This is a genomic window from Paenibacillus sp. FA6 (assembly GCF_051550225.1).
Lineage (GTDB): Bacteria > Bacillota > Bacilli > Paenibacillales > Paenibacillaceae > Paenibacillus_AQ.
Map to the genome: position 1 here is coordinate 3,071,168 of NZ_CP188820.1, position 22,855 is coordinate 3,094,022.

Here is a 22,855-nt window from a genome sequence, read left to right on the forward strand (position 1 = left end):
TTTTTGTTGAATTCCGTTTATTTACTAATTTATAAACTGTAGTTTTTCAAGCATACGTTGGATCACTACAGCAGCTTCTGCTCGTGTCACCGATTGTTTCGGAGCGATTGTTCCCTCTGGTGTTCCTATTGTCAATCCTTCCTTATTCCCACCGGTCCACTCCAATACCCGATCCATCATCATAGCCATTTCTTCATGGGTAATCTTATGATTCGGTTGGAATGTACCATCTGTGGATCCCTTAATATCATTCATGACATTATTATTCCATGGTTCTAACGATGGGAAGTCCTGCTTTCCGATAGATATCATTAACAAGTTCCGTCGTCACTCCCGCTGATGCGCCATCCACAAACGGTGGACGATCCTGCTCGATCGACCAAAGAAAGTCCTCGACGAGTCGTGCGAAGAGTCCCTCATTTCCTGTAACCTCCAGACATTCGTTTGGTTGCTCCAAGCCAGGGACAGACCAGGTAACAATCCCTTTGAAATCAGCCGAAATTGAACCCGCTGTCCCAGATATTTCTATTAACTCTCTGCGGATACCCGCACATGCCGTCGATGCGGTGATCATGCCTACTGCATCATTGCTATATCTGACGATAGCGTAACCATGATCTTCTGTCTCAATATCGTGTACTAGACGGAACATGCGGGCATCTGTCACTTCATGGAAACCACCGCATAACCACTGGACCAGATCAATGATATGACTTCCCTGCTGGATGAAAGGACCACCGCCATCCAATTCGTATGTACCATGCCAAGAATCATAATAGGCTGCATCTCGGAAATGTTTGATTGTTGCATCGACAGCTATAATCCTTCCAAGCTTCCCCTCATCTATCAGTCGCTTGATGAGTTGCCAATGTTCACTAAATCTTCTCATATATGAAACCGCGAGCTTCACACCGGCTTTCTCGCATGCTTCTATCATTTCCCGCTGCTTATCGAGAGAGATATGTAGTGGTTTCTCGCAAAGGCAATGTAGTCCAAGCTCTGCAGCTGCCAGAACCCCTTCATCGTGCAGAGCATTTGGTGTGCAAATGATTACCGCTGTCGCGCTCGACCGAGTGACAACATCCGCCAGACTGGTTCCAAATACAGCAATCCCGTGCTGCTGTGCAAAGTCTTCTGCTCTCTTAGCATTACGTCCCACAACGCCTACAACGTCAGCATTCGGGATCAATGCACAAGCCTTCAGGTAAGCACCGCTGATTGTACCATGACCGTTGAGAACAATTCGATGATTAACCATAGCTTCAATTCTCTCCTTTAAAATATGAAGATCATAAGTTTATTTCGTGTTGTCGCCACTATAATTGTATCATATCTAATCGTTTCTCTGATCCGTATCTGATAAGCCCACATCATTGTAATTATCATTTTACTAATCTACTATTAACCTATAGATCATAGATAAGGAGTCTTAACAATGGATTTTATTGCAATCGACTTTGAAACAGCTAATTCTAATAGAGATAGCGCGTGTGCATTAGGGCTTGTAGAAGTCAAGTCGGGACAAATCATATCTGAACAAGTTTGGTTCATCGATCCGCAGCAGCGGTTTGATAGCATGAATATTAGTATACATGGTATAACTCCGTCGATGGTTACCGGGCAACCCACTTTCTACGAGCTGTGGCCAACACTTCAACCTCTCCTGGATGGAAAATTGATTGTGGCTCATAATGCTTCTTTTGACATGAGCGTCTTACGGTATTGTCTGGATCAATCGTCCTTAACCTATCCAACTTTCCAATACTTCTGTACCTATCTGATGGGCAAAAAGATACTGCAGGAGCTCCCCTCTCATAAGTTAAATGTCATAGCCGATTATTTCGGAATTGGGCTGAAGCATCATGATGCCCTGGATGATGCTCGTGCTGCAGCTGCGATTTTATTAAAACTATTGGAGCGGGAAGAGCAATCCGATCCTCTACTGCTCGCACGCAGCCATGGATATAAGACCGGTACATTGTTCGCAGGAGGTTACACTTCCTTTTCTGCTTTAGGGCAGAAATCAATTCGTAAGAAGCCGTGAGCGGGAAAGCTCCATACTCCATGATGAAAAGGGATGTCTCCAATGAACCTTTAGTTACAGGTTTACTGGGGACATCCCTATATTAATTTATTGTCACTCTATGATCGGGAGCGAATTACTTCACCGAACCTAACATACCTTGTACAAATTGTTTCTGTAGTAAGAAGAAAATGAAGACCGACGGTAACGTCGTGATGACAATCGCTACCATAATAATACCATAGTCCGGATTATAGGATGACGCCAGCGATGAGACGACTAACGGCAATGTTCTCTTGTCTTGCGTCTGCAACGCGATCAACGGCCACAAGAAATTATTCCAATAACTCATGAATGTAATAATTGCTGCAGCCGCATACGTAGGCTTCATCGTTGGCATATAGATTTTGGTGAATAACCGCCATTCACTTAATCCATCCACACGACCGGCCTGCAACAGCTCACGCGGGAATGATTTCGTATTTTGCAAGAAAAAGAAGATCATAAAAGCGGTTGTAATCGACGGTAAAATGACGGCCATCGGCGTATTCAATAGTCCCATGTTGCTGAACATACGGAACAAAGGAATCATGACAGCAGCAAATGGCATCATCATCGATAACATAAGCAATCCGAACAGACGACTTTTGCCCTTAGATTGATAGACTTCAAAGCCGTACCCTGCCATGGAGCTTAACAGAAGCGTACCGACTGTACCAACAATGGCAATAACGGAAGAATTCCAAAACGCAGCCCCAAGATTGGTCATATCCAACAGCTTATGAACGTTCTCCATAAACATTGATCCAAAGCTGAACTTCCCTTTTAAAATATCGGTGGAGCTATTCGTCATCCCCATCAACATCCATATGAACGGGAATAACGAGATTGCAGATGCTGAGATCAGAAACAGATGGACAACCATCGTTGTTAACTTCCTCATCGCTTCTCCCCCCCTACTTTCAGTTGGAACAACGCGAGCACAGCAACCATAATAACAATGGCATAGGAGACGGTTGCAGCATAACCGAAGTTAGGTGTATAGACGAAGGAAAGATTATAGATATATTGCGATATCGTCATCGTTGAATTCCCCGGTCCGCCGTTCGTGATGTTCACAACCTCATCGAATAATTGCAGTGTACCGTTGGTCGAGATAATAGCTGTAAACAAAATAATCGGCTTTAACATCGGCACGGTAATTTTTAAAAATTGACGTGTCTTAGATGCCCCATCAATCGAGGCTGCTTCATAGATGCTTGGATCAATATTTTGCATCGCCGACAGATAGAAAATCATGTTATATCCTGTCCAGCGCCATGTAATAGCTATAATGATCACCACACGTGCCCAGACAGGATCCATGAGCCACGCTACGGGCTCTTGAATCACGTGTACCGACAGAAGCATCTTGTTCAGAATGCCGTCCACCGCGAAAATACTTTTGAATAACACCGCATACGATACAAGCGACGTTACACATGGGAGAAAAATAGCCGTACGATAAAAACCTTTAAAGCGAAGCTTAGGATTGTTCAGCAAATTCGCTATCACCAGTCCGAGCAAGAGCATGATTGGCACTTGAACGATGAGATATAGCAGCGTATTGAATACCGCTTGCCTAAACATAGGATCCGAGAATAATCGGATATAGTTATCAATGCCTGAATAGTGAGTTACGCTACCTTTGCCAGACTGAAAGGATAATAGCAATGATTGAAACATCGGATAAAAACTAAATAATAAAATGAGCGCTGAAGGCAATGCGATAAACTGCCATCCCATCAGCGAGGATTTATTCCATTTGCGTTGCATTAGTTACCACCTGCTAACTTTTTATTTATTGCACCTGTTGTTCAAACAATTTCTGAATGTTAGCCAAGCTTTTCGTTAAGTCCGCACCACCCAAAATAGTAGGAAGCTCATTTTTCAGCGCGTCTTTTGCTTCTTGCGTGTACATTCCCAGCGTAATACCTGGTACTTCCGTAGACCATTCCGTGAAATCACGATAAATAGCTTGTCCTCCGAAGAACTCCGCCTGCTGACTATAAGCATCGCTAGAGAATGAAGGAATGAAAGAACCAACCCCGCCGTTTTCGTTCAAGAATCGCTCATAGAATTCGCTGCTTCCGCCGATCGTCTTCGCTAGAAATTCCATCGCCAAGTCTTTATTCGCAGAACCGTCTAACACGAACCAACTCGACCCGCCTTCATTAGATGCATTTGTTCCGCCTTCCACATCCAATCTAGGAATCGGAGCAACCTTCCATTTGCCACTTTGATCTTTCGCATCCATGATAGAAGACACTTGCCATACCCCAGAGACGACCGTCGCAACATCCCCTGCGTTAAAGCTACCGACGAACTCGCTCCATCCCGTTACCGGTTTTGCGATTCCCGAATCGGCAATCGCTTTGTACACGCGAAGCGTTTCGGCCATAGCAGGGTTATTCACGAAATTCGCTTCATTCTCTGGTGTAATATACCAAGTCCCTGCAGATTGCAATAGAATGGACGTTAACGCCTCGTCGTTCGGATTAATTGTCGCCATATACTTACCTGTTTTTTCTTTTACAACTTTTCCAATTTCAATATATTGGTCCCACGTAATATTGTCTAAATCTTGTTCCGTATAACCTGCTTCTTCCAAATAATCGGAACGGTAGAACATCCCGGTAACCCCGATATCAAATGGAACGCCGTAAATTTTATCTTCGATGCGAAGCGCATCTACTTTATATGGAGAGAATTGAGTGAAATCCACTTTGTCCGTAAAATCAGCGAATGTATTCGGATAGGATGTCACATATTTCTGGATATTCGGATCGTTGACCAGAATAATATCTGGCAATCCATCTTTAACTCCTGCAGCCAAGTTGGTGTTCAGCTTTTGTTCCAAATCTGCTTTTGCCATATCAACAATTTCTAATTCAAAATCCGGATGTTCCTTCTGATATAACTCCTCAGCAATTTTCAAAGCAGCACCATTAAAGGATGGATCCCAAGCCCAAGCAACTACCTTCTTTTTCGTAGAACCTCCATCATCTGTACTTTCAGCTGTGTTCGAAGAACCGCATGCCGCCAAGACCGAAGCCATCATCGTAACAAGTAATAATACGGATAGAATCTTTTTCATACTGTACAACCCCTTTATCTTTATCGTATTTGTGCAAACGCTTTATAACTTTCTCATGTATTGTAGAAAATTATAGGTGGGCTTGTATAAGTTTAATTTTCCTTTTGTTAGCATATATTATTGTTCTCTAACACTATGAAACCGCTTCATTAGTAAAATTTTCAGGTATTAGCATTAATTTTTGTAAATTTCGGATGGGTACCGTGAATTATATGCTTTTATTTTGGATTGGGTTATGATGAAAGAAATAGATTGTGCAACGAGGTGTCGCCCATCATGAAAGAGAACTCTGCAACTTACCGTGTCATGATTGTTGATGATGAAACTATCTTACGAACAGGAATTATACATCTATGTAATTGGAACGAACATAACATTGAGATTGTCGCCCAAGCCTCTAACGGCCAAGAAGCGCTGGATTCGATGGACAAAGTTCGTCCGCATGTTGTCATTACGGATATTGTTATGCCGATTATGGACGGTGTTGAATTTACCAAAATGATGCGTTTGCAGTACCCAGATATTAAAGTAGTCGTGCTCAGCAGCTATAGTGAGTTCGACTACGTCCGAGAAGTGTTCAAATACGGTGTCACCGATTATTTGCTCAAGCCGAAAGTATCGGCCTCGGAGTTGATTGCCTTAATACAATCTTTATGTGGTGAATTACCTCCAAACCGATTGGAGTCGCCACCCGTGAAGTTGGATCCTTCCCTAAAGCTCGGACAATTGCTCAGCGCTGATAGAACCCCTAGCGACGACGTTGATTATGATTGGGAGGACTGGAGAACGCAATTCGCAGGTAAATATTTTCGCATGGCAAAAGCCAGCACTAGCATCCTACTATCCAAAACCCCTTGGACTCAATCCCAAATCGAGCAAGTTCTAATTGAGCTTGCACAAGATCATTTGAGTTCCTGCCACTATGTCTGTGTATTTCTGAAAAATGAATGCCTCGTCCTAGTCAATTATGATGCACATCAAACTGATGTCGTACAATCCTGCCTGGATAAATTTACGCAGCATGCATTGAAATCGCTTACCTATATCAAATTTGTTCTTTCCCATGAGTTCGGGAACATTGCCCGGATCCAAGCCGAGCATGAACGATTAACGTCTTACTTAGGAAAGCTCATTTATTTCCCTGGGCGGCATAATATACCTGAGCATGAAATCAAGCCGGAGAGTGATAAAGTGAATTTTGATCAAGCTCAATTCACATCAGCGCTCCGTTCACTTGCGATCGATGATGCTGCCATTCAATCTCAAGCATTATTCGCACATATTCGATCCGTACAAGCGTATGACGAATACAGCCTGAAACGGTTGTGCCAAAATATTATCTATTCCGCCATGAGCACGCTTGAACAGATCAAGCAACCTTTATCTGAATTAAGCTCTTCCAAGCTAAAGCTCTTCAAGAAGATTGATCTTGCTTTTGATTTGGATGAGCTGGAATCGGTTTATATTCAATTTCTAGATGATTTGAAAGCTGTCGTTCAGCAGACAGATCCTCAAACGATGATTCTTCATCAGATTTATGAATATGTGAACCAGAACTATGCGAATGATATTTCCTTGTCAGAGCTGGCTGATAAATTTCATCTAAATTACAGCTATTTGTCCTCCTATTTCAAGCAACGGACGGGCGAAAATCTAACGACGTTTATCAATCGCGTACGAACCGATAAGGCAAAAGAGCTATTGCAGAACTATGAGCTGTCCATTTCCCAAATCAGCCAGTTAACCGGATTCTCGGATCATAATTATTTTTCCAAAGTATTCAAAAAGATGACCGGCATGACTCCTGTGGAGTACCGCAATCATATCTCACAATAAGACAGGTGAATGACGTGCTTCGAAAAAACAGCATTTTCATTAAAATCCTCATGCTGATGTTATCCGGAACCATCATTATTTCTATTCTACTGATGTTCACATCCTCATCAATCTCGGAGCGTATTCTACTCGATCAAGTTGTCCGAAATGCCTCCGCCAACATGAATTTGATGAAAGATGATTTGCTCAGCTATAACGACCAAGTGGTCAATACGATGCTTCAAGTCAACGGAAGCACGGAGTTCAAAAATTATGTTACAAAGCCGGCCCATACGCCCTTGGAGCAAATTAACCTCGTCATTGCGCTCGGTCGGTACCTAGATCTCTATAAGGATTATCTAAGCCCAGACAATTCTCATATCATCGTATCCGGCATTCCTGGAGAAGGGGGCCGGCATTATTCAAGCAACTCACTGAAATGGGACAAGATCCCGCAGGATTTCGTATCGAAATTCATGAACATCAACGGCAAAGTCCAGAACCAAATTCAATATTACAGCAGTCTGGATTTATTCTCGGAATCCGTTCCTTATGATAATTACTTGTTTGCCGTCAAACCTTTAATGGACACAAGCACCGATCATATGTACGGTTATGTAGCCGTTATTATGGATGAACAGAATATATACCGCAAAATTAAGCCTTATATTTCGGATGGTATCCACATCTCACTCATTTCGTCCGACGGCACGGTCCTATCGAGCAGTAACAAGGAGCTTATTAGCAAGAGTGATATACCACTCCTCTCCGTCGCTACGAACACTTCTGAGCAGCATGAAGGGGTATGGTCTGATGAAGATGATAAGCAAACCTATATTTCCTATTTTTTACCACAGTACAATGCGTACCTCGTCGAGGAAATCGATCAGTTAACGGCATTTGCTCCACTGTACACGATCTCAAATGAAATTCTCAAGGTGGTTATCTTCATTCTCATCGTTAGCATGTTATTCGTCTATTCCCTTAGTTTACGAATAACACGTCCCTTGAATAAACTCGTCAAGACGATGCAAGCCTCCACAGGGGACAACTTGAAGTATCACCCCTTGCAAGAAGACGGTAGTTATGAGACCAACATTTTAACGAAAGCTTATAATCGTTTCATTACTGAAATCGATCAATACACCGATAAGCTCGTATATGAACAGCAGGAGCGGCGAAAAGCGGACCTCAATGCGCTGCAAATGCAAATCAATCCGCATTTCCTCTACAATACATTAAGCTCTATTAAATATTTGGCCAAAATGAACCGTACCGATCAAGTCGATGAGACCATTAACAGTCTGATCTCCATGCTACAGAGTACACTCGGTTCCACGGAGGATCGCGTAACAGTAGAGCAAGAAATCGAAACCTTGAAGCACTATGTATATATTAATCAAATCCGCTATGGCGATCAGATCGGTGTCCACTATGAGATCGAAGAGAGTTGCTTACAGCTGCTCATTCCGAAGCTCATCATTCAACCCTTCCTGGAGAACGCGTTCTTCCACGCCTTCCCCGGTTATGCTAGCGGGAATATTCATATCTTTATTCGGAGGCAAGAAGACATCCTGATTATCGAAGTGATCGATGACGGGGTCGGTATGTTAGCTATCGAGGATCAAGTGAATGAGTGCAAACAACAGCATTTATCCGGGATCGGCATCAACAATGTTCATAGCCGTATCCAATTATTGTTCGGCTCACCTTACGGTGTTCATATCGAGAGTGAGCAAGGCTATGGCACAGCCATCCGAATCACGCTGCCCATTCTGGAGAAGCAAGAGGAGTGATAGTAACTTAACATCCTTACTTTAGAGCATATCAAGGGCGACAGCTCATTTTTTTTCTGATCTGCCGCCTTGTGATAAGCGAGAATTTGAATATTTTATCCGGTAAACACCACTTGTTTTTGTTTATCATGAATATTTACAGGTATACCGGTTGCAGCACTCTCATAAAAAGCATCGATAATTTCAGAGAAATAAATACCGTCGTCAGCTGGGGCGATCAGCCGTTTCGTTTCATTCTCAATGCAATCGATAAAATGCTGAAACTCATTCACTAACTGTAAATTTGGATTCAATTTCAGTTTAGGTGTAATATCCAGGCATATATCGGAGCTTTCACCGAACAACTTCAATACACCATTCACTAGACTGGCTCCGCCTTTTGTTCCCATTAATTCCACATAGAATCGATCTTCCTCAATATTGGAAGCCCAACTGAAATCAAAGGCAAGACTGGCTCCTCCCTGTAAACTCAAATAACCGATCGCGGCATCTTCCACGTTGAATATACCGCCGTCTACTCCTTTATAGCCGTTCCGATTCCGAGTCGTCGTATGAACGAAATTTTGATGGGTGTTACCAGCAACGTAGGATACTTTCGGAAGTCCCATAAGATAAAGGGCTAAATCCAGATAATGAGCCCCTAGATCAATCATCACACCACCACCAGAATAAGCCTTATTCGTAAACCAGGTACCTCTGCCCGGAATACCACTTCTTCTGATCCAGCCTGCTTTGGCACTATAGATATCTCCGAGGTTCCCTTCGCTAATCCATTTTTTCAAAAAAACAGCTTCATTGGTGAAGCGGTTATTTAAACCGATCATTACTCTCTTGCCAGATTGCTTCTGTGCCGCCACAATTCTCCGCGCTTCCTCAGCACTAATGCTGAGCGGTTTTTCACAATGGACATGAATCCCTTGTGAAAGTGCATATTCCGTAATTTCTGCATGCAGGTTGTTGGGTGTAACAATACTCACTATATCAAGCCGTTCTTTGGCAAACATCTCCTTGTAGTCACAGTATACGTTTAAAACCCCGTGTTTCTCTGCCATGCGGGTTGCCTTGTCTCGATTGATATCACAGATTGCCACAACTTCCACATTTGGTAGAGCCAGATAGCCATGAATATGCTTCTTCTCCGCATTTCCACCCGCACCAATTAAGGCATATCTTAATTTTCCAGTCATTTTCCCACCTCTTTCATGTTGTATTTTACATCTCCAGCAGAAGTTTCTTGAAATACAAAACCGAATAATCCACACCTTTTTCTGCGAGCTCATCAGGAAGTGCTGATTTACGCGGCTCAATGCTGAGTCCGGCATCATATCCAACGGCTCTTAGTATTGCTACAAAAGAGGGCCAGTCCGTTTGATCCATGCCGGCAGGCGGCTCATCAACCTTATTTCCATTTACCAGCAGCGAACCTTTTAAATGCACGTGATAAAACCGGTGTCCCCAGTCAAGCGTCTCTTTCATATAATCGCCACCAAAAAAGCGGGCATGAGATGGATCGAATTTAATCCCAAGCTCCGGTAAATGACCGTGAATAATATTCCATACTTCCGGAGAGTGTACGAAGTTTACTTTTCGACAGTTATACGTTGAGATCTTAACATTTTTCGTTCTTCCATAAACTAGGAGTTCATTGAAAAACGTAATCGCTGCTGTACAGTTTTCGTAAAAAGACAGTTCCTCTACATAGTTGCAGCCAACGACAAAGTTCGGACAATTAAGCTTACTTGCCGCATCAATTAGTTTGAAGCACCGATTCAATTCTTCTTGCAGGATTTCTCCTTTTTCATTAATACGCTGGGATTTCCATCGTCCGATGGAACCAATCTCAACATTATATTTGGCTATCCATTCAGACATTTGCTCCAACTGCTCGTAAAAATCCTCTACGCTGTCTCCCTCATTCACACAAAGTTCCAGAAAGTTCAATCCTCTTTTTTGTGCCAAAACAAAGCTATCTTCATTCACAGGAGCGATAATCCCCAACTTCATAAGTTCTGACTTCCTTTCTACACTACAAGTATTATAAGTAATTTATTAAACTGATAATCATACGTTGCTCTATAAAATCCGTAATTTCACTAAGGATTTTCTGTTGAACTGCAAATATCAGCTCGTCCATAGAGTTGAAGCATTTATAAAAGGTAACCTTACTGAGGTTCGCTCGCTCACAGATATCCTTAGGTCCCACATTTATGAAATTTCGTTCAATAAGTACATTTGGACCGGCCAGAATCAATTGTTCACGGTTTCGGTTTCGCACATCCAGGTGCCAAGTTGTAGCTATTATAGCGTAATCCGATTTTCAGTAAGAATCAAGCTTCCAAAATAAATTCATCATCCATACCCCATCATACTGTCACAGAAAGAGCTAAGCATTCTGTATCTCCATATGTAGTCAAATCGCTTCTTTCTTCAATTCTTCTGTACACGTTTTATGATCCTGGTTTATGATTTATGAAATTGATTCACTATAAATAAGAATCACAAAATTTAAGCTGAACAAACGGACGCTAATACCGAGAGTATTAGCGTCCGTTTATTCAGCTTTTTTTATAGTCTATTTATTTCAACGCTTCACCTTATAAAACTCATGATACAACTTCATCAGCGCCCGCTTCTCAATCCGCGATACATAGCTGCGGCTAATACCAAGCTCCTTTGCTATTTCTCGCTGTGTTCGTTCCTCCCCACCTTGCTCTAATCCGAATCGCCCTTTAATGACTTCCTGCTCACGAGGATCCAAAATCTCAAGATTACGATAGATTTTACTCTTCTCAATCTTCAGCTGAACCAAGTCTGCTACGTCATCTGCTTCACTACCTAAAATATCTATCAAAGTTATTTCGTTTCCTTCTTTATCCGTTCCGATCGGATCATGGAGAGATACGTCTTTACGCGTCTTCTTGAGTGAACGCAAATGCATCAATATCTCGTTCTCAATACAGCGGGCTGCGAATGTGGCCAATTTCGTACCTTTACCCGTTTTGAAGCTTTCAATAGCTTTGATTAGTCCAATGGTTCCAATCGATATGAGGTCCTCTAAGTCTTCGCCTGTGTTATCAAATTTCTTGACGATATGCGCCACCAATCGCAGATTATGTTCGATAAGCTTATTTCGCGCATTGCCGTCTCCTTCCGCCATCAACTGTAAATATTTACTCTCGTCCTTCTCGGATAGTGGCTGGGGAAAAGCATTGTTCTTGACGTAAGATACAAGTAGAGAAAGCTGTTTAATGAACAGCGCTATCGCTGAGATTAATCCAGGCATTGAACCGAACACCCCCACGTTGGATTCCGTTAGAGAAGAAGCCAATCCCAATCGGCTCCCTATTCTAGTCGAATATTGAAGTCTGTTCTTTAGTGTATGTGGGCAATGGCCTAGAAGTGCATGTACAGGGGAATCGCATCAAAAATAAAGCCACCAGAAGCTATGAAAACTTTATCTACTATATCAATAAGTGGGTTCTAAAAGGGGGCATTCTCTGAATCTACCAATAAAATGGGATATATTATCGAGAATGAAAAACATTATCTACACATACAAGGAGCTCGAAAATGATAACAAATTCATCCCTTTGCTGCCGATCATCGCTTCGACGAACAATAGCCCTCTTTTCACCGAAAAGCTGAATGCCGTCGAAGACGTGTAAGAAGACAATCTTGAGAATTTCATCGATCAAGATCCCGACCTAATCATCACCAGAGTGGAAAGAAACAGTCAAGTTAGTCAGTACTATTTAAAAATACATTTCATGATAAGGTAGGGTATACAAATGAATGCAAAACGAAAAATCTCATTAATAACATTAATTATTTCGGCTGTGCTTATGATCTCAGAGATTCCGACTAGATTAAACATATGGAAAATGTGGTACGTATTTTGTCGGAGCGGCTATAATTTTCGGAAAATAAAGAGATAGAAATGAACATTTCGACCCAAACGATAAACAGCGTTCCATGGCAGCGATTAACGACAGCCGATAGAAGAGGTACGGACATTCCGCAGATGTGCCGAATAACGAAGCGGATTTGTAATTTTGTTCATATCGTTCGCTACTTCATCAAAAAACGAATAAGTTAACGGTTGATGTTCCCGAATATCCTCATAAATATAATACTTCCTTTTTCATCATCTAAATCAATTTGAAAACCTTTGGAAAGTGAAAGCATTACATACGGTAATTCATCTTCTGCCCATTACCCTAGATATGGAATCCGGAACTTTCATTACCAGTAGTAAAAGAAATAGAATACACAAAGAAAGGGTGCTAATCGGGCTTTTCTTGCATTGTAAAATACTGATACACGATCCAACTTTAGCAAACATCACATCTAAGAAGTCTGATACCTATTCTACGCATCCAACACATTCTCCTGTCCTCTCCACAACATTATTTTTCGCCGTTACTTATGGTACGGCTCAGTTTAATGGTGCCATCGGCAATAAATGACCTGCTGGACCTAAAAAACAACCATCGACGACTTTGAAAGTCGGCAATGGTTGTTGGATAAACTTGCTTACTTGTCGATCAGATTGGTCGTCTTGAGCAACCTTGCGATTAATGCTGTTACTTCTGCGCGAGTCATATTCGCTTTCGGAGCCAGCAGCTCGGAAGCTGAATCACCTTTGACGATACCGGCATCAATCATCCGCGCGACAGATTCCTTCGCCCATCCGGACACTTTGGCGCCGTCCGTGTATTGGGCCAATATGGCTAGGGCTTTGGATGAGTCGAGCTGGCCTTTCTGCGTAATCAGTTCATACGCGCGTGCAACCATCACAATTCCTTGCTCCCGCGTAATTTGGTCATTGCCTTCGAACTTTCCGTTACTATATCCGAGAACGATACCGAATTCGTTGGCAATCGCTACGGAGTTGCGATACCACGCGGCTTCTGGCACATCAGGGAATTGGCTCTGAGGCGCATCTTGAAGCATCAAGCCCAAACCATGTACCACAATTTCCGCAAATTCGGAACGCGTTACATTGCGATTCGGAGAGAAAGTGTTGTTTCCAGTCCCTGCAAGATCAAGTCTTGCCGCAATGTTGTTCACGTCCGCTTTGCCCCAGTGACCCTTTACGTCATCGAAGTCCTGAGGATTCCAGATGACCGAATAGGAACCGTGGCTGCGCAGATCATTAATCAACGCATAGTAACGGTTATCTATTTTCGTCACGACCGTCGGCACATGTAACACGCTGCCGTCCGGGTTCACGATTACGCCTGTCGTAATGCGGTTCGGATCGATACCTGCTGGTAGAGCAATGTATTTCGCCGCATATGCGTTCAATTGTCCCGATCTTACCGTCTTGCCGTCATGCGAGAAGGTCAGGTCGAGATCAACCGGATTGACCAGCAGTTCGTATCCTCCCGCTGTCGCTTTGCTCTTTGTCTTATTAATCAAAGCGTCCGAAGAGCTCTTGATGTCGATATGAACCGCAATATCGCCGAGTGCTGTGTTGCCCAGTTGCTCGGACACTCCGCTCAAGTCCATCTTTTTTCCAGGAACCGGATAGATGGCCAGCGGGTTGCTGATTTCCAGGCTTGCGCCCTTGTCGGACAATTGCTTAACGGTTTCTGCCGTCAATCCGTCTACCTTTACATCGCCGTCTTTCGAAGAATGAATAGCGAGCTTCTGTCCGTTTCCTTTAGCCAACTCCTCAGCAAGCTTGTCCAGATTCACTTGAACCGACGTTGTCGTACGGTCTCCCGAAGTTGAAGTTTTTCCTGTTGCAAACGTACCTTCCTTACCGTTGACTGACGTATCGATTTCCGATTCACCCGATGTCGTTGGACCTGTTAGACCTGTCGGTGTTGTTGGAGCTGTTGGACTTGTCGGACCTGTTGGCGGCGTGGTGGTTCCGCTGTCTGCTCTGGTCACAATCAACGTATACTTCGTTACTTTGCCCTTAGCATCCGTAACCTTAACGACAATCGTATTCACGCCTACGTTCAACGGCAGATGATCGCTTGCCGCACCTTGATACTCCGCGTTATTGACAGAGACTTCAAGCTTGGCGTCCGGATTGAGCGCCGTCGGGATAACCGTTACGCCGTAAACGCTATTCGTTACGGAAGCCGTATAGTGGGTCGAAGCTCCATTAAATACTGGTGACAATCCGATCGACGTTCCATTATTCGAACTATTAAGTTGCAGCCCCGTCAAGGAGGAATGGTCTGTCGTGTCTACTTTCAGCCCTTTGCTTTCCGTAGTAGACTTCCCGTCAATCGTAGCCGTTACTTCAAATGTGTAGTCACCGTCAGCCAAATCGATTTCGGGTGTGAAACTCCATGAACCGTCCGCATTCACGGTTACCTTCGGAGTGCCGATGACCTTGCCGTCCTTATCCTTGATCTCCACAGTTACTGTATCACCTACATCCGTTGTTCCTTCGAATACAGGTTTTGCAACGTTTACTGTGTTGCCGTTTGGCGCGGTGATTGCTAAAGTCGGTCCGGTTGCGGCTTCCACCGTAATGGCTTTACTTTCCGTAGCAGATTTCCCTCCTTTCGTAGCCGTTACTTCAACCGTGTAGTCACCGTCAGCCAAATCGCTGTCGGGCGTGAAACTCCATGAACCGTCCGCATTCACGGTTACCTTCGGAGTGCCGATAACCTTGCCGTCCTTGTCCTTGATCTCCACAGTTACTACAGCACCTACATCCGTTGTTCCTTCGAATACAGGTTTTGTAACGTTCACTTTATTGCCGCTTGGTTCGGTAATCGTTGCAATCGGTTCTGGGATAACCACTTCTATCTCTTTTGTCCTCGTTGCCGACTTACCACCTTTGGTAGCAGTCACTTCAATCGTATATGTGCCATCCGGCAAGTCCATATATGGAATAAACGTCCAATCCCCATTGTTATCAACAGTTGTCGTACCGCCTGCTCCCGTTATCGGGTTGCCGCTAGTATCTTTGATCACTACCGTAACTTCTGAACCTGTTTCAGCTTTTCCCGTAATGTCCGGTCGCAGCACTGTTACCGGATGGTCGCTTGGTTCAACGATTGTCAGAGCAGCGGCAAAAGGTTCAACCGCTTCCTTGGTAAAACCATTCACGGGCACACCGTTCTTGCCTTTTAAGTTACCTAAGCCCTCGTAGGATACTTTTACTGCTTTATCGGTTACATCCGTTCCATTAGGCAAGGTAAGAATCAGCTTGGTTTCATCCGTTGGGTCCATTTCAAATGTCATATCAGCCACCGATACATCCTTACCATCAACTGTAATAGTAAAATTAGATAAATCGGTTAGCTCCACCTCTTGGTCAAACGTAACGATAATTTCATTTTTGCCCGCTACCACTTGCTCAAGCGCGGCGCTTACCGGTATTGGGGCCGGCACAGCAAAGGTGAAGTATTGTCCATATTTCAACGTTGCTTTTGCAGCGTAATGAGCCGCGCCATTTAATGTTATCTCAGTTAACTTATATTCTGTTGCGGTAGTAAAATCCGCGCTATCGCTTACTAGTAATGTCGATTTGGGTAAAATCGCATCCATTGGTATCGCAATTTCTACTCCCTCGACATTTCCATTGTTCTGGACTTTCCAAATACGCTCGGCATGGTTTTGATTGGTTATGCCAACTTGCTGAGTGAATTTCATGTCTGCTCCGTTATCACCCCAGATCAAATACTGCTTGTCTATAAGCAGCCCATTATGGGTTGCATTCGTTTCTGCAAGCGAACTTAACCCAATCGCCACTTGCCTACCAGGGTTGACGCTGCGGCTTTGTTTTTGATTCAATCCTTCCGCTTCATCAAGCCCGATCCCGGCAATATTATGTTTATAGGTGCTGTCGGCTTCCCACACGATATCCCCATTTGTGGCAATGTAATTGCTCGCACCGCCATCCAGCGTAATCCCATACTTCACCGCTAAATAAGTTTCGATCTTCGCGCGGTCGCCAGCCGTACTACCGGAGTACACAATCACTTCGGCAATATCGCCATTAAAATTCACATAGTTACTTCCGTTTTTTTTTGATAAGGTACTAGCTATTACAGGTGTAAATGGAAGCGGAGTAAACGTTTCTTTTCTTATGAGTGTTTGGTCTACTCCATCTAACCGAGCTTTATGTTCTGAACCGCCGATATCGGTATTCGCCATACGGGGTTGTGTATTTCCGGTCGGGAAATTAAAAGTGGTATAGGTTGAGTTACCTCCATTACCTGCTGCATAGAAAGTCTTACCCTCTTTGCTAAATATAGCTGGACCATAATTTTTTCCACCTGTTGAGGAGCCAACAACTACACCGGCCGGATTATTAAAGACAACATAGGCATCTGCGTAAGTAATCTCCTTATCCCCTTCCAGCTTATGAAGAGCCCCTGCTTCGTTATTTCCACTATTACCAGTAAAATTAACAACTGGGTTAAAGTTAACCCCATTAGCTGTGTAACCTGGCGTCCCTTTGACCGCAAAATTATTTGTACCCGTCTGATCCGTCCAACCGGTAAGAGTTCCTGCCCCATTATCCGCTATACCGTCATTCGCCTTTAACCATAGTGCTAGATTCGTACTCGTCCCGCCCGGATATGTACCAGCAGCCTCCACCTTCGAGGGCAGCCCCATCGTCGAAAAACTGCTCGCCACGAGCGTCAGCGAACACAGTACCGCAAGCGGTCTCTTCATCCATTTTCGTATCTTCCCGATTTTCTTCATCGTTATTAATTCCGCTCCTTCCATATTCTGATCCTAGTTGTCTATCAATAGACTTCTTCAATTATTAACCATAGCAAAACGACCTCTACAATAACTATACATCCCGTTACGTGCCGGTCTTGAAGCATCGGATTAGAAAAGATACAAATTAATTCATAGAGAACTCATTTCCATTGCGAAGATTGAATAAAGAGACGCCAAATCGAACGACCAATAGAAGGACAATCCTTTTACTTGTTTTTCTGATTGCGATTACCGTTCTTCGATTGACTTGGATGAATTTCATAACGTCCATTGACTATCTTCACAATCCAGCACCCCGAGCACGGGGTGCTGGATTGGCATGGTTGGAAATTTTCGTCGAATCAAACGCTCAAGTTCAATGTCGAGTGGGATTTCTATCCTTATAATCTCTCCGCCGAAGGTGACAAGACCGTTCTGCAAGTGCCCCATACTTGGGATGAAGCATTCGTCCAGGACAAGCATCGTTCCTTCCGCTATGGCACGTATAGGTTACGGATATTACTCGATCAGAATCATGAACAAACGCTTAGACTACCGATCCAAAATATCGGAAATGCATCAGCCGTATATGTGAATGGTCAATTAGTAGCTGGAGCAGGACAACCGTCATCGGCATTCGCGTTAAAAATATAGAGGGATATTTCGAAGTGTCCGTTCGAGACAATGGAAAAGGGATGACAGAGGAAAAGCGGAAACTAATCTTCATGCACACGGAACAAACGAAAAAAAGAACAAGAGTAGGACTGCGGAACATCGACCGACGGCTAAAGCAGCTTTACAATCAAGGATTAACCATTGATAGTACGCCCGATCAAGCTACGACGGTGTGTTTCCGAATCCCGAAATAAGGAATGAACCCAAGGTTCATTCCTTATTGTTTCACTTCCAATTTCGATACCATTCCGTAACGTAATAGACGGACTGGGCTGCTCTTGGAATTCTCCTACATGAGTTGCTTGATACGATTGTATTGCTGATGAACGGATGCGTTCTTCCCCATCGCCGGAACTTCACTATCTCACACTCACTACTTCTTAGGACGATTTCTGTGATCGGCTAGGCCAAAAATTTACAGTAACATTTTGTGGAGAATATTGGGTGACTCATACAGCTGAAAATACAAAGATATTAAAGTGCATACAAAACACTTAAAAGAAAAATAAACTCCCGCACCGCATTATGGGGCACAAGAGTTCCTCACTTCTCTTCATGTTCTGATTCAAATTTTTATTGTTGCAGGGTAATATCTATTTTTGTCGAATAATATCAAGGAAGATTGAATTAAATGGAAGATTGAATTAAATGGAAAATAAAATTAATAGGAATAGATTATCCGTTCACTCACAAACTGGTTATGTCTCGGATATTTAAAAACAGTAAAATTGAACTTACAACTCTCAAAAATAATTATGATAAATATAAAAAGCTAAAGTCAATGGGCGGTGATTAAAATGATACAACTGGATCATGAACAGGACTATATTGTTGAGTCTAAGCGTAAATGTATCGAAGCAGGAATGGATCCAAATGAAATTAGAAAACCGAAACGTTCTATGTCAAAACAAGAATTGATGAAAAAAAGAAACACCTACAGTGAAATATTATCCGTTGTTAATTTTTTCTCAAAAAAGATTTTAGACTCGTTAAGCGGAACACCTGTACTAATTGTAATATCTGACGAAAATGGATATTTGCTACACATGATTGGCGATGAAACCATAAAAAAAACAATTCAACCATTAGGTATACAAGTAGGTGTACAATTTACTCAAGAAGATATGGGCACGAATGTCGTGAGCTTATCTCTTCAACAATGCCATCCGATTCAAATCATAGGTTCAAATCATTTCCATACGATCCTTCATGACTCAGCGTGCTATGGAGTGGCCTTTCATTACACAGATATCAACAATTTACTCGGAAGTATATGTATTATGACTGCAACTGAATTGCATAATCCATTTTTCTTAACCATGTTATCTACAGTTGTTGACTCTATTGAGAGAGAGCTTTTACTTAGGAAGCAGAATAGAAAGTTAGATATGTTAAATCAGATTATGGTTAATAAAAATAGAAATGGCATTATCATCACAAATGCTGATGGCATCATTAGTTCAGTGAACCATTTTGTGGTCGAAACATTCAGTATTCACAAAGATACCAACATTGTTGATAGAAGTGAACAAAACCCAGGTTGTCTAGTAAGTAGTCACATGAAAAAAGTAATACAAAACAAACAGAGTTTTGATAATGTGCAAATGATTTTAAGAACCGTAGATAATCAAATCGTAGTTTGTTTATTCGACGCTCAACCCATCTATGATGAAACAAATAATTTTATTGGTTCATACTCTCAGCTTAGAGATATTACAGAACGTTATTTGAATGAAGAACGGCATAATTATTTGGCCTATCACGATGAATTAACATCATTACCAAATAGACGATCGCTTAGTGAAACATTAAATTATCATATTTCATCATCTCTAACTTCTGGCACAAATATTGATTTGGCACTTATGTTTTTGGATTTAGATCACTTTAAAACGATTAATGATGCTTTTGGACATTCCAATGGTGATATATTACTAAAGCAAGTTTCCGGTAGACTGACACAATTTTTGGGTGATAATGGAAAGGTGTTTAGAATGGGCGGAGACGAATTCATTTTCCTATTCCATAACCTTGATGGGCAAAAAGAAGTTACTCACATAGGGAAGCAAATTATTGATTTATTTTACACTCCCTTCACTATTAATGGTTCCAAGTTCCATGTAACTGCGAGTATCGGTATAGCAATCTATTCCAATGATGGGACTGACGCTGAATCGTTCATGGTTTACGCAGATAATGCAATGTATAAGTCGAAATCAAAGGGAAGGAATAATTATACCCTATTCGATTCAAATATGAAGTCCAATTCTAATGAAAAAGATAAACTATCATTGGAAGTTTCATTAAGAAAGGCTTTAGAAAATAAAGAATTTATCGTGTACTATCAACCGCAAGTTGACTTGGTTAATAAGAAAATCATTGGAGCGGAAGCTCTCCTAAGATGGAACAGTCCAGAATATGGTATTGTAGCGCCAGATGTATTTATTCCGATTTTAGAGGAAAACGGAATGATTTCTCAAGTTGGTGAATGGGTTTTAAGTGAAGTATGTGATCAAAGTAAGCGGTGGGTTGAAATGGGGTTGCCTAAATTTAGAATAGCGGTTAATCTTTCTTCACAGCAATTTTTAAAGGATAACTTAGTTGAAGTCATTTCCAATACGTTAATTGAAACTGGAATGGATCCTAATTATTTGGAGTTAGAGATTACGGAAACGATGACCATGGATGTTGAGCATGCGATAAACGTTTTGGGTCAATTAAACGCTTTAGGAGTAAGGATTAGTATTGATGATTTCGGTACCGGTTACAGCTCTTTGAATTATTTAAAGAAGTTCCCTATTCATACTTTAAAAATAGACAAATCCTTTGTCAGAGATATCATGGTGGATAAAAATGATTCAAATATTGTTAGCGCAATTATTTCAATGGCACACAATTTAAATTTAAATGTTGTAGCAGAGGGTGTAGAAACAAAAGATCAGCTCAATTTTTTACAAATGAAAAAATGCGATGTTATTCAAGGATATTATTTTAGTAAACCTCTTTCTGTCGATGATTTTGAAAAGTCGTTTTATCAACTGAATGACGATATAAAAACCAATTACTCAAGCGAAATGGATGGTTAAAATGAAAAAAATTTCTGAGATATTAGCAATCCATTTTAAAAAGTGGGGGATCAACCACATATTTGGCATTCCAGGCAAACCAGTCACTCCACTCATTCTTGATTTATATAATAACGGCATTGAGTTCGTATTGTCCAAACATGAGTCGGGTGCTGGATTCGAGGCTGCTGGTTATGCATTAATGAATAATAAATTAGCCGTGGCTATTGGAACATCGGGTCCAGGAGGTACTAATCTTTTAACTTCTGCCGGTCAAGCTAAAGCATCTCATCTTCCTGTTTTATTTATTACTGGACATCCTTCTACCAAAGATTCAGGTAAAGCTTTAGGCCAAGACTCAACTATGTTTGGAACGGATATCGTTAAAATGTTTGAACCTGTGACAAAGTTTAGCGCCAGAGTGGAAAGAGCGGATACCTTTAAGTCTTATTTTCAGCATGCCATAGAAAAAGCCTACTCAGGAGTTAAAGGCCCGGTTCATCTATCCATAGCCGCAGACGTTTTAGCTGAAAGTATAGCTGAATTTGAAATTGACTTACCTGAGGTTATTTATCCTGTTGCTCCAAACTTAGATAAGTGTAAGGATTTAATAAACCGTCCTGGTAAAAAAGTTATCTTTCTAGGCAAAGGCGTACATTCGAGCAGGGCATATCGAGAAGTGAAAATGTTAGCCGAGATTTTCAACATTCCAGTCATGACGACGCCAGGAGGTAAGGGCGTATTTGAGAGTAATCACCATTTGTCATTGGGGGCTTACGGTCTTGGGGGGACTGAGGAATCTAGTGCATACGTTGAATGCGGTTTAGATTTAATGATCGTCATTGGAACTAAACTTTCTGATATGTCCGTTGCCGGACTAAAACCTTCCAATTTCCCAAAAAACGTCATCCATTTTGATTTTGACCAGACTTTCATAGGTAAAACTATTCAGGTAGAAACATTACCTATTATTGGTGATATTAAAACAAACCTAAATGCGTTATTTGATAAACTTAATTACAAAGAAATAACTAAAATGCCCTTTAATATTTATGATTATAAAATGGAGGAACCTTTCAAGGAAAGTCAATCTCCAATGTCTCCAATGTCTGCAGTTGAAGCTGTTAAAGTGATGAGCGCAACTTTAGATGAAGATACTATCATTTTTGGCGATGATGGGAGTCATACTTTTTATGGTATAAAATATTACGATGTTAAGATACCCGGTACTTTTTATTTTGATGATGTGTTCGGTACAATGGGCCATGCTATAGGGTATTCTATTGGAGCCAAGCTTTCAAATCCCAAAGCAAAGATTGTTTGCTTGACCGGGGACGGATGCACGTTTATGCATGGAACTGAGATTTCTACTGCTGTAAACTACGGTGCTAATGTCATTTTTGTCGTTTTCAATAATGGTAAAATCGATATGGTTGATACAGGAATGACTTTGCACTTAGGAAAAGCTGTGGGAACTGTTTATAAAACGATGTTAGATGTTCAAAAGTTTGCAGAATCCATGGGGGCTCTTTCTTTCAAATGTTTCGATGCTAAGGAGTTAGAAGATGCGATAGAAAAAGCTAAACTTGCAAATACAACGGTTGTTATTGAAGCTATGATTGATCCATTAGAAATTCCACCAACAACGAGGAGGGGATAA

At 41.9% G+C, this 22,855-nt stretch carries 17 protein-coding genes; 7 read left to right on the plus strand and 10 right to left on the minus strand.

Annotation, left to right across the window (positions count from 1 at the left end; genetic code table 11):
* Window positions 1-24: 24 nt before the first annotated feature.
* Window positions 25-312: an S-layer homology domain-containing protein gene (locus tag ACP8HI_RS14425; protein WP_438346929.1), complete on the minus strand. Its 288-nt coding sequence runs from the start codon at window positions 310-312 to the stop codon at window positions 25-27.
* Window positions 263-1,258 (minus strand): Gfo/Idh/MocA family protein, encoded by a 996-nt coding sequence (locus tag ACP8HI_RS14430; protein WP_438346930.1) that lies wholly within the window; start codon window positions 1,256-1,258, stop codon window positions 263-265. The genes ACP8HI_RS14425 and ACP8HI_RS14430 overlap by 50 nt, the downstream gene beginning before the upstream one ends.
* Before the next feature lie 177 nt (window positions 1,259-1,435).
* On the opposite strand from ACP8HI_RS14430, the gene ACP8HI_RS14435 reads away from it, so the two are divergent.
* Window positions 1,436-2,044 carry a 3'-5' exonuclease gene (locus ACP8HI_RS14435; RefSeq protein ID WP_438346931.1) on the plus strand — a complete coding sequence of 203 codons (609 nt, stop codon included), beginning with the start codon at window positions 1,436-1,438 and terminating at the stop codon, window positions 2,042-2,044.
* 115 nt (window positions 2,045-2,159) lie between these two features.
* Here the strand turns inward: ACP8HI_RS14435 and ACP8HI_RS14440 are convergent, their stop codons facing one another.
* From ACP8HI_RS14440 to ACP8HI_RS14450, 3 genes are read right to left on the minus strand one after another with little or no spacing between them, the layout of a single operon-like run.
* Window positions 2,160-2,966: a carbohydrate ABC transporter permease gene (locus tag ACP8HI_RS14440; RefSeq protein ID WP_438346932.1), complete on the minus strand. Its 807-nt coding sequence runs from the start codon at window positions 2,964-2,966 to the stop codon at window positions 2,160-2,162.
* Window positions 2,963-3,838: a carbohydrate ABC transporter permease gene (locus ACP8HI_RS14445; RefSeq protein ID WP_438346933.1), complete on the minus strand. Its 876-nt coding sequence runs from the start codon at window positions 3,836-3,838 to the stop codon at window positions 2,963-2,965. Before ACP8HI_RS14445 ends, ACP8HI_RS14440 begins: the two co-directional genes overlap by 4 nt.
* Window positions 3,839-3,863: 25 nt before the next feature.
* On the minus strand, window positions 3,864-5,159 hold the full coding sequence (locus ACP8HI_RS14450; protein WP_438346934.1) for an ABC transporter substrate-binding protein: 1,296 nt from the start codon (window positions 5,157-5,159) through the stop codon (window positions 3,864-3,866).
* Window positions 5,160-5,435: 276 nt separating this feature from the next.
* Here ACP8HI_RS14450 and ACP8HI_RS14455 point away from each other — a divergent pair, with 276 nt between their 5' ends.
* Together ACP8HI_RS14455 and ACP8HI_RS14460 are read left to right on the plus strand one after the other, a co-directional pair.
* Window positions 5,436-6,995, plus strand: coding sequence for a response regulator transcription factor (locus ACP8HI_RS14455; protein ID WP_438346935.1), 1,560 nt, complete (start codon window positions 5,436-5,438; stop codon window positions 6,993-6,995).
* 50 nt (window positions 6,996-7,045) lie between these two features.
* Window positions 7,046-8,770 carry a sensor histidine kinase gene (locus ACP8HI_RS14460; RefSeq protein ID WP_438346936.1) on the plus strand — a complete coding sequence of 575 codons (1,725 nt, stop codon included), beginning with the start codon at window positions 7,046-7,048 and terminating at the stop codon, window positions 8,768-8,770.
* 95 nt (window positions 8,771-8,865) lie between these two features.
* On the opposite strand, the gene ACP8HI_RS14465 is transcribed toward ACP8HI_RS14460, so the two are convergent.
* The 5 genes from ACP8HI_RS14465 to ACP8HI_RS14485 form a co-directional block, all read right to left on the minus strand.
* Window positions 8,866-9,957, minus strand: coding sequence for a Gfo/Idh/MocA family protein (locus tag ACP8HI_RS14465; protein WP_438346937.1), 1,092 nt, complete (start codon window positions 9,955-9,957; stop codon window positions 8,866-8,868).
* A gap of 25 nt (window positions 9,958-9,982) precedes the next feature.
* Window positions 9,983-10,774, minus strand: a complete 792-nt coding sequence (locus ACP8HI_RS14470) for a sugar phosphate isomerase/epimerase family protein (RefSeq protein ID WP_438346938.1) — start codon at window positions 10,772-10,774, stop codon at window positions 9,983-9,985.
* 31 nt (window positions 10,775-10,805) lie between these two features.
* Window positions 10,806-11,045, minus strand: a complete 240-nt coding sequence (locus ACP8HI_RS14475; protein ID WP_438346939.1) for a TetR/AcrR family transcriptional regulator — start codon at window positions 11,043-11,045, stop codon at window positions 10,806-10,808.
* A 306-nt stretch (window positions 11,046-11,351) separates the two neighbouring features.
* Window positions 11,352-12,053 (minus strand): RNA polymerase sporulation sigma factor SigK, encoded by a 702-nt coding sequence (sigK, locus tag ACP8HI_RS14480; protein WP_438346940.1) that lies wholly within the window; start codon window positions 12,051-12,053, stop codon window positions 11,352-11,354.
* 1,250 nt (window positions 12,054-13,303) lie between these two features.
* Window positions 13,304-17,452: an Ig-like domain-containing protein gene (locus tag ACP8HI_RS14485; RefSeq protein ID WP_438346941.1), complete on the minus strand. Its 4,149-nt coding sequence runs from the start codon at window positions 17,450-17,452 to the stop codon at window positions 13,304-13,306.
* Between the two features lie 294 nt (window positions 17,453-17,746).
* Between ACP8HI_RS14485 and ACP8HI_RS14490 the strand changes: the two genes are divergently transcribed.
* The 4 genes from ACP8HI_RS14490 to ACP8HI_RS14505 all read left to right on the plus strand — a co-directional run bounded on the left by ACP8HI_RS14490 (window position 17,747) and on the right by ACP8HI_RS14505 (window position 22,855).
* A complete protein-coding gene (locus ACP8HI_RS14490) occupies window positions 17,747-18,109 on the plus strand; it encodes a hypothetical protein (RefSeq protein WP_438346942.1) in 363 nt (120 codons plus the stop codon).
* 14 nt (window positions 18,110-18,123) lie between these two features.
* Window positions 18,124-18,324: a sensor histidine kinase gene (locus ACP8HI_RS14495; protein WP_438346943.1), complete on the plus strand. Its 201-nt coding sequence runs from the start codon at window positions 18,124-18,126 to the stop codon at window positions 18,322-18,324.
* Between the two features lie 603 nt (window positions 18,325-18,927).
* Window positions 18,928-21,216, plus strand: a complete 2,289-nt coding sequence (locus ACP8HI_RS14500) for an EAL domain-containing protein (protein WP_438346944.1) — start codon at window positions 18,928-18,930, stop codon at window positions 21,214-21,216.
* A 1-nt stretch (window position 21,217) separates the two neighbouring features.
* Window positions 21,218-22,855 (plus strand): thiamine pyrophosphate-binding protein, encoded by a 1,638-nt coding sequence (locus ACP8HI_RS14505; protein ID WP_438346945.1) that lies wholly within the window; start codon window positions 21,218-21,220, stop codon window positions 22,853-22,855.

Excerpts from the sequence above, each read along its gene's own strand:
- ACP8HI_RS14450 (WP_438346934.1), bottom strand. The coding sequence starts at position 5,159 with ATGAAAAAGATTCTATCCGTATTATTACTTGTTACGATGATGGCTTCG.
- ACP8HI_RS14485 (WP_438346941.1), bottom strand. The coding sequence starts at position 17,452 with ATGAAGAAAATCGGGAAGATACGAAAATGGATGAAGAGACCGCTTGCG.
- ACP8HI_RS14470 (WP_438346938.1), bottom strand. The coding sequence starts at position 10,774 with ATGAAGTTGGGGATTATCGCTCCTGTGAATGAAGATAGCTTTGTTTTG.
- ACP8HI_RS14455 (WP_438346935.1), top strand. The coding sequence starts at position 5,436 with ATGAAAGAGAACTCTGCAACTTACCGTGTCATGATTGTTGATGATGAA.
- ACP8HI_RS14445 (WP_438346933.1), bottom strand. The coding sequence starts at position 3,838 with ATGCAACGCAAATGGAATAAATCCTCGCTGATGGGATGGCAGTTTATC.
- ACP8HI_RS14460 (WP_438346936.1), top strand. The coding sequence starts at position 7,046 with ATGCTGATGTTATCCGGAACCATCATTATTTCTATTCTACTGATGTTC.
- ACP8HI_RS14505 (WP_438346945.1), top strand. The coding sequence starts at position 21,218 with ATGAAAAAAATTTCTGAGATATTAGCAATCCATTTTAAAAAGTGGGGG.
- ACP8HI_RS14425 (WP_438346929.1), bottom strand. The coding sequence starts at position 312 with ATGATATCTATCGGAAAGCAGGACTTCCCATCGTTAGAACCATGGAAT.
- ACP8HI_RS14500 (WP_438346944.1), top strand. The coding sequence starts at position 18,928 with ATGATACAACTGGATCATGAACAGGACTATATTGTTGAGTCTAAGCGT.
- ACP8HI_RS14430 (WP_438346930.1), bottom strand. The coding sequence starts at position 1,258 with ATGGTTAATCATCGAATTGTTCTCAACGGTCATGGTACAATCAGCGGT.
- sigK (WP_438346940.1), bottom strand. The coding sequence starts at position 12,053 with ATGCCTGGATTAATCTCAGCGATAGCGCTGTTCATTAAACAGCTTTCT.
- ACP8HI_RS14435 (WP_438346931.1), top strand. The coding sequence starts at position 1,436 with ATGGATTTTATTGCAATCGACTTTGAAACAGCTAATTCTAATAGAGAT.
- ACP8HI_RS14440 (WP_438346932.1), bottom strand. The coding sequence starts at position 2,966 with ATGAGGAAGTTAACAACGATGGTTGTCCATCTGTTTCTGATCTCAGCA.
- ACP8HI_RS14465 (WP_438346937.1), bottom strand. The coding sequence starts at position 9,957 with ATGACTGGAAAATTAAGATATGCCTTAATTGGTGCGGGTGGAAATGCG.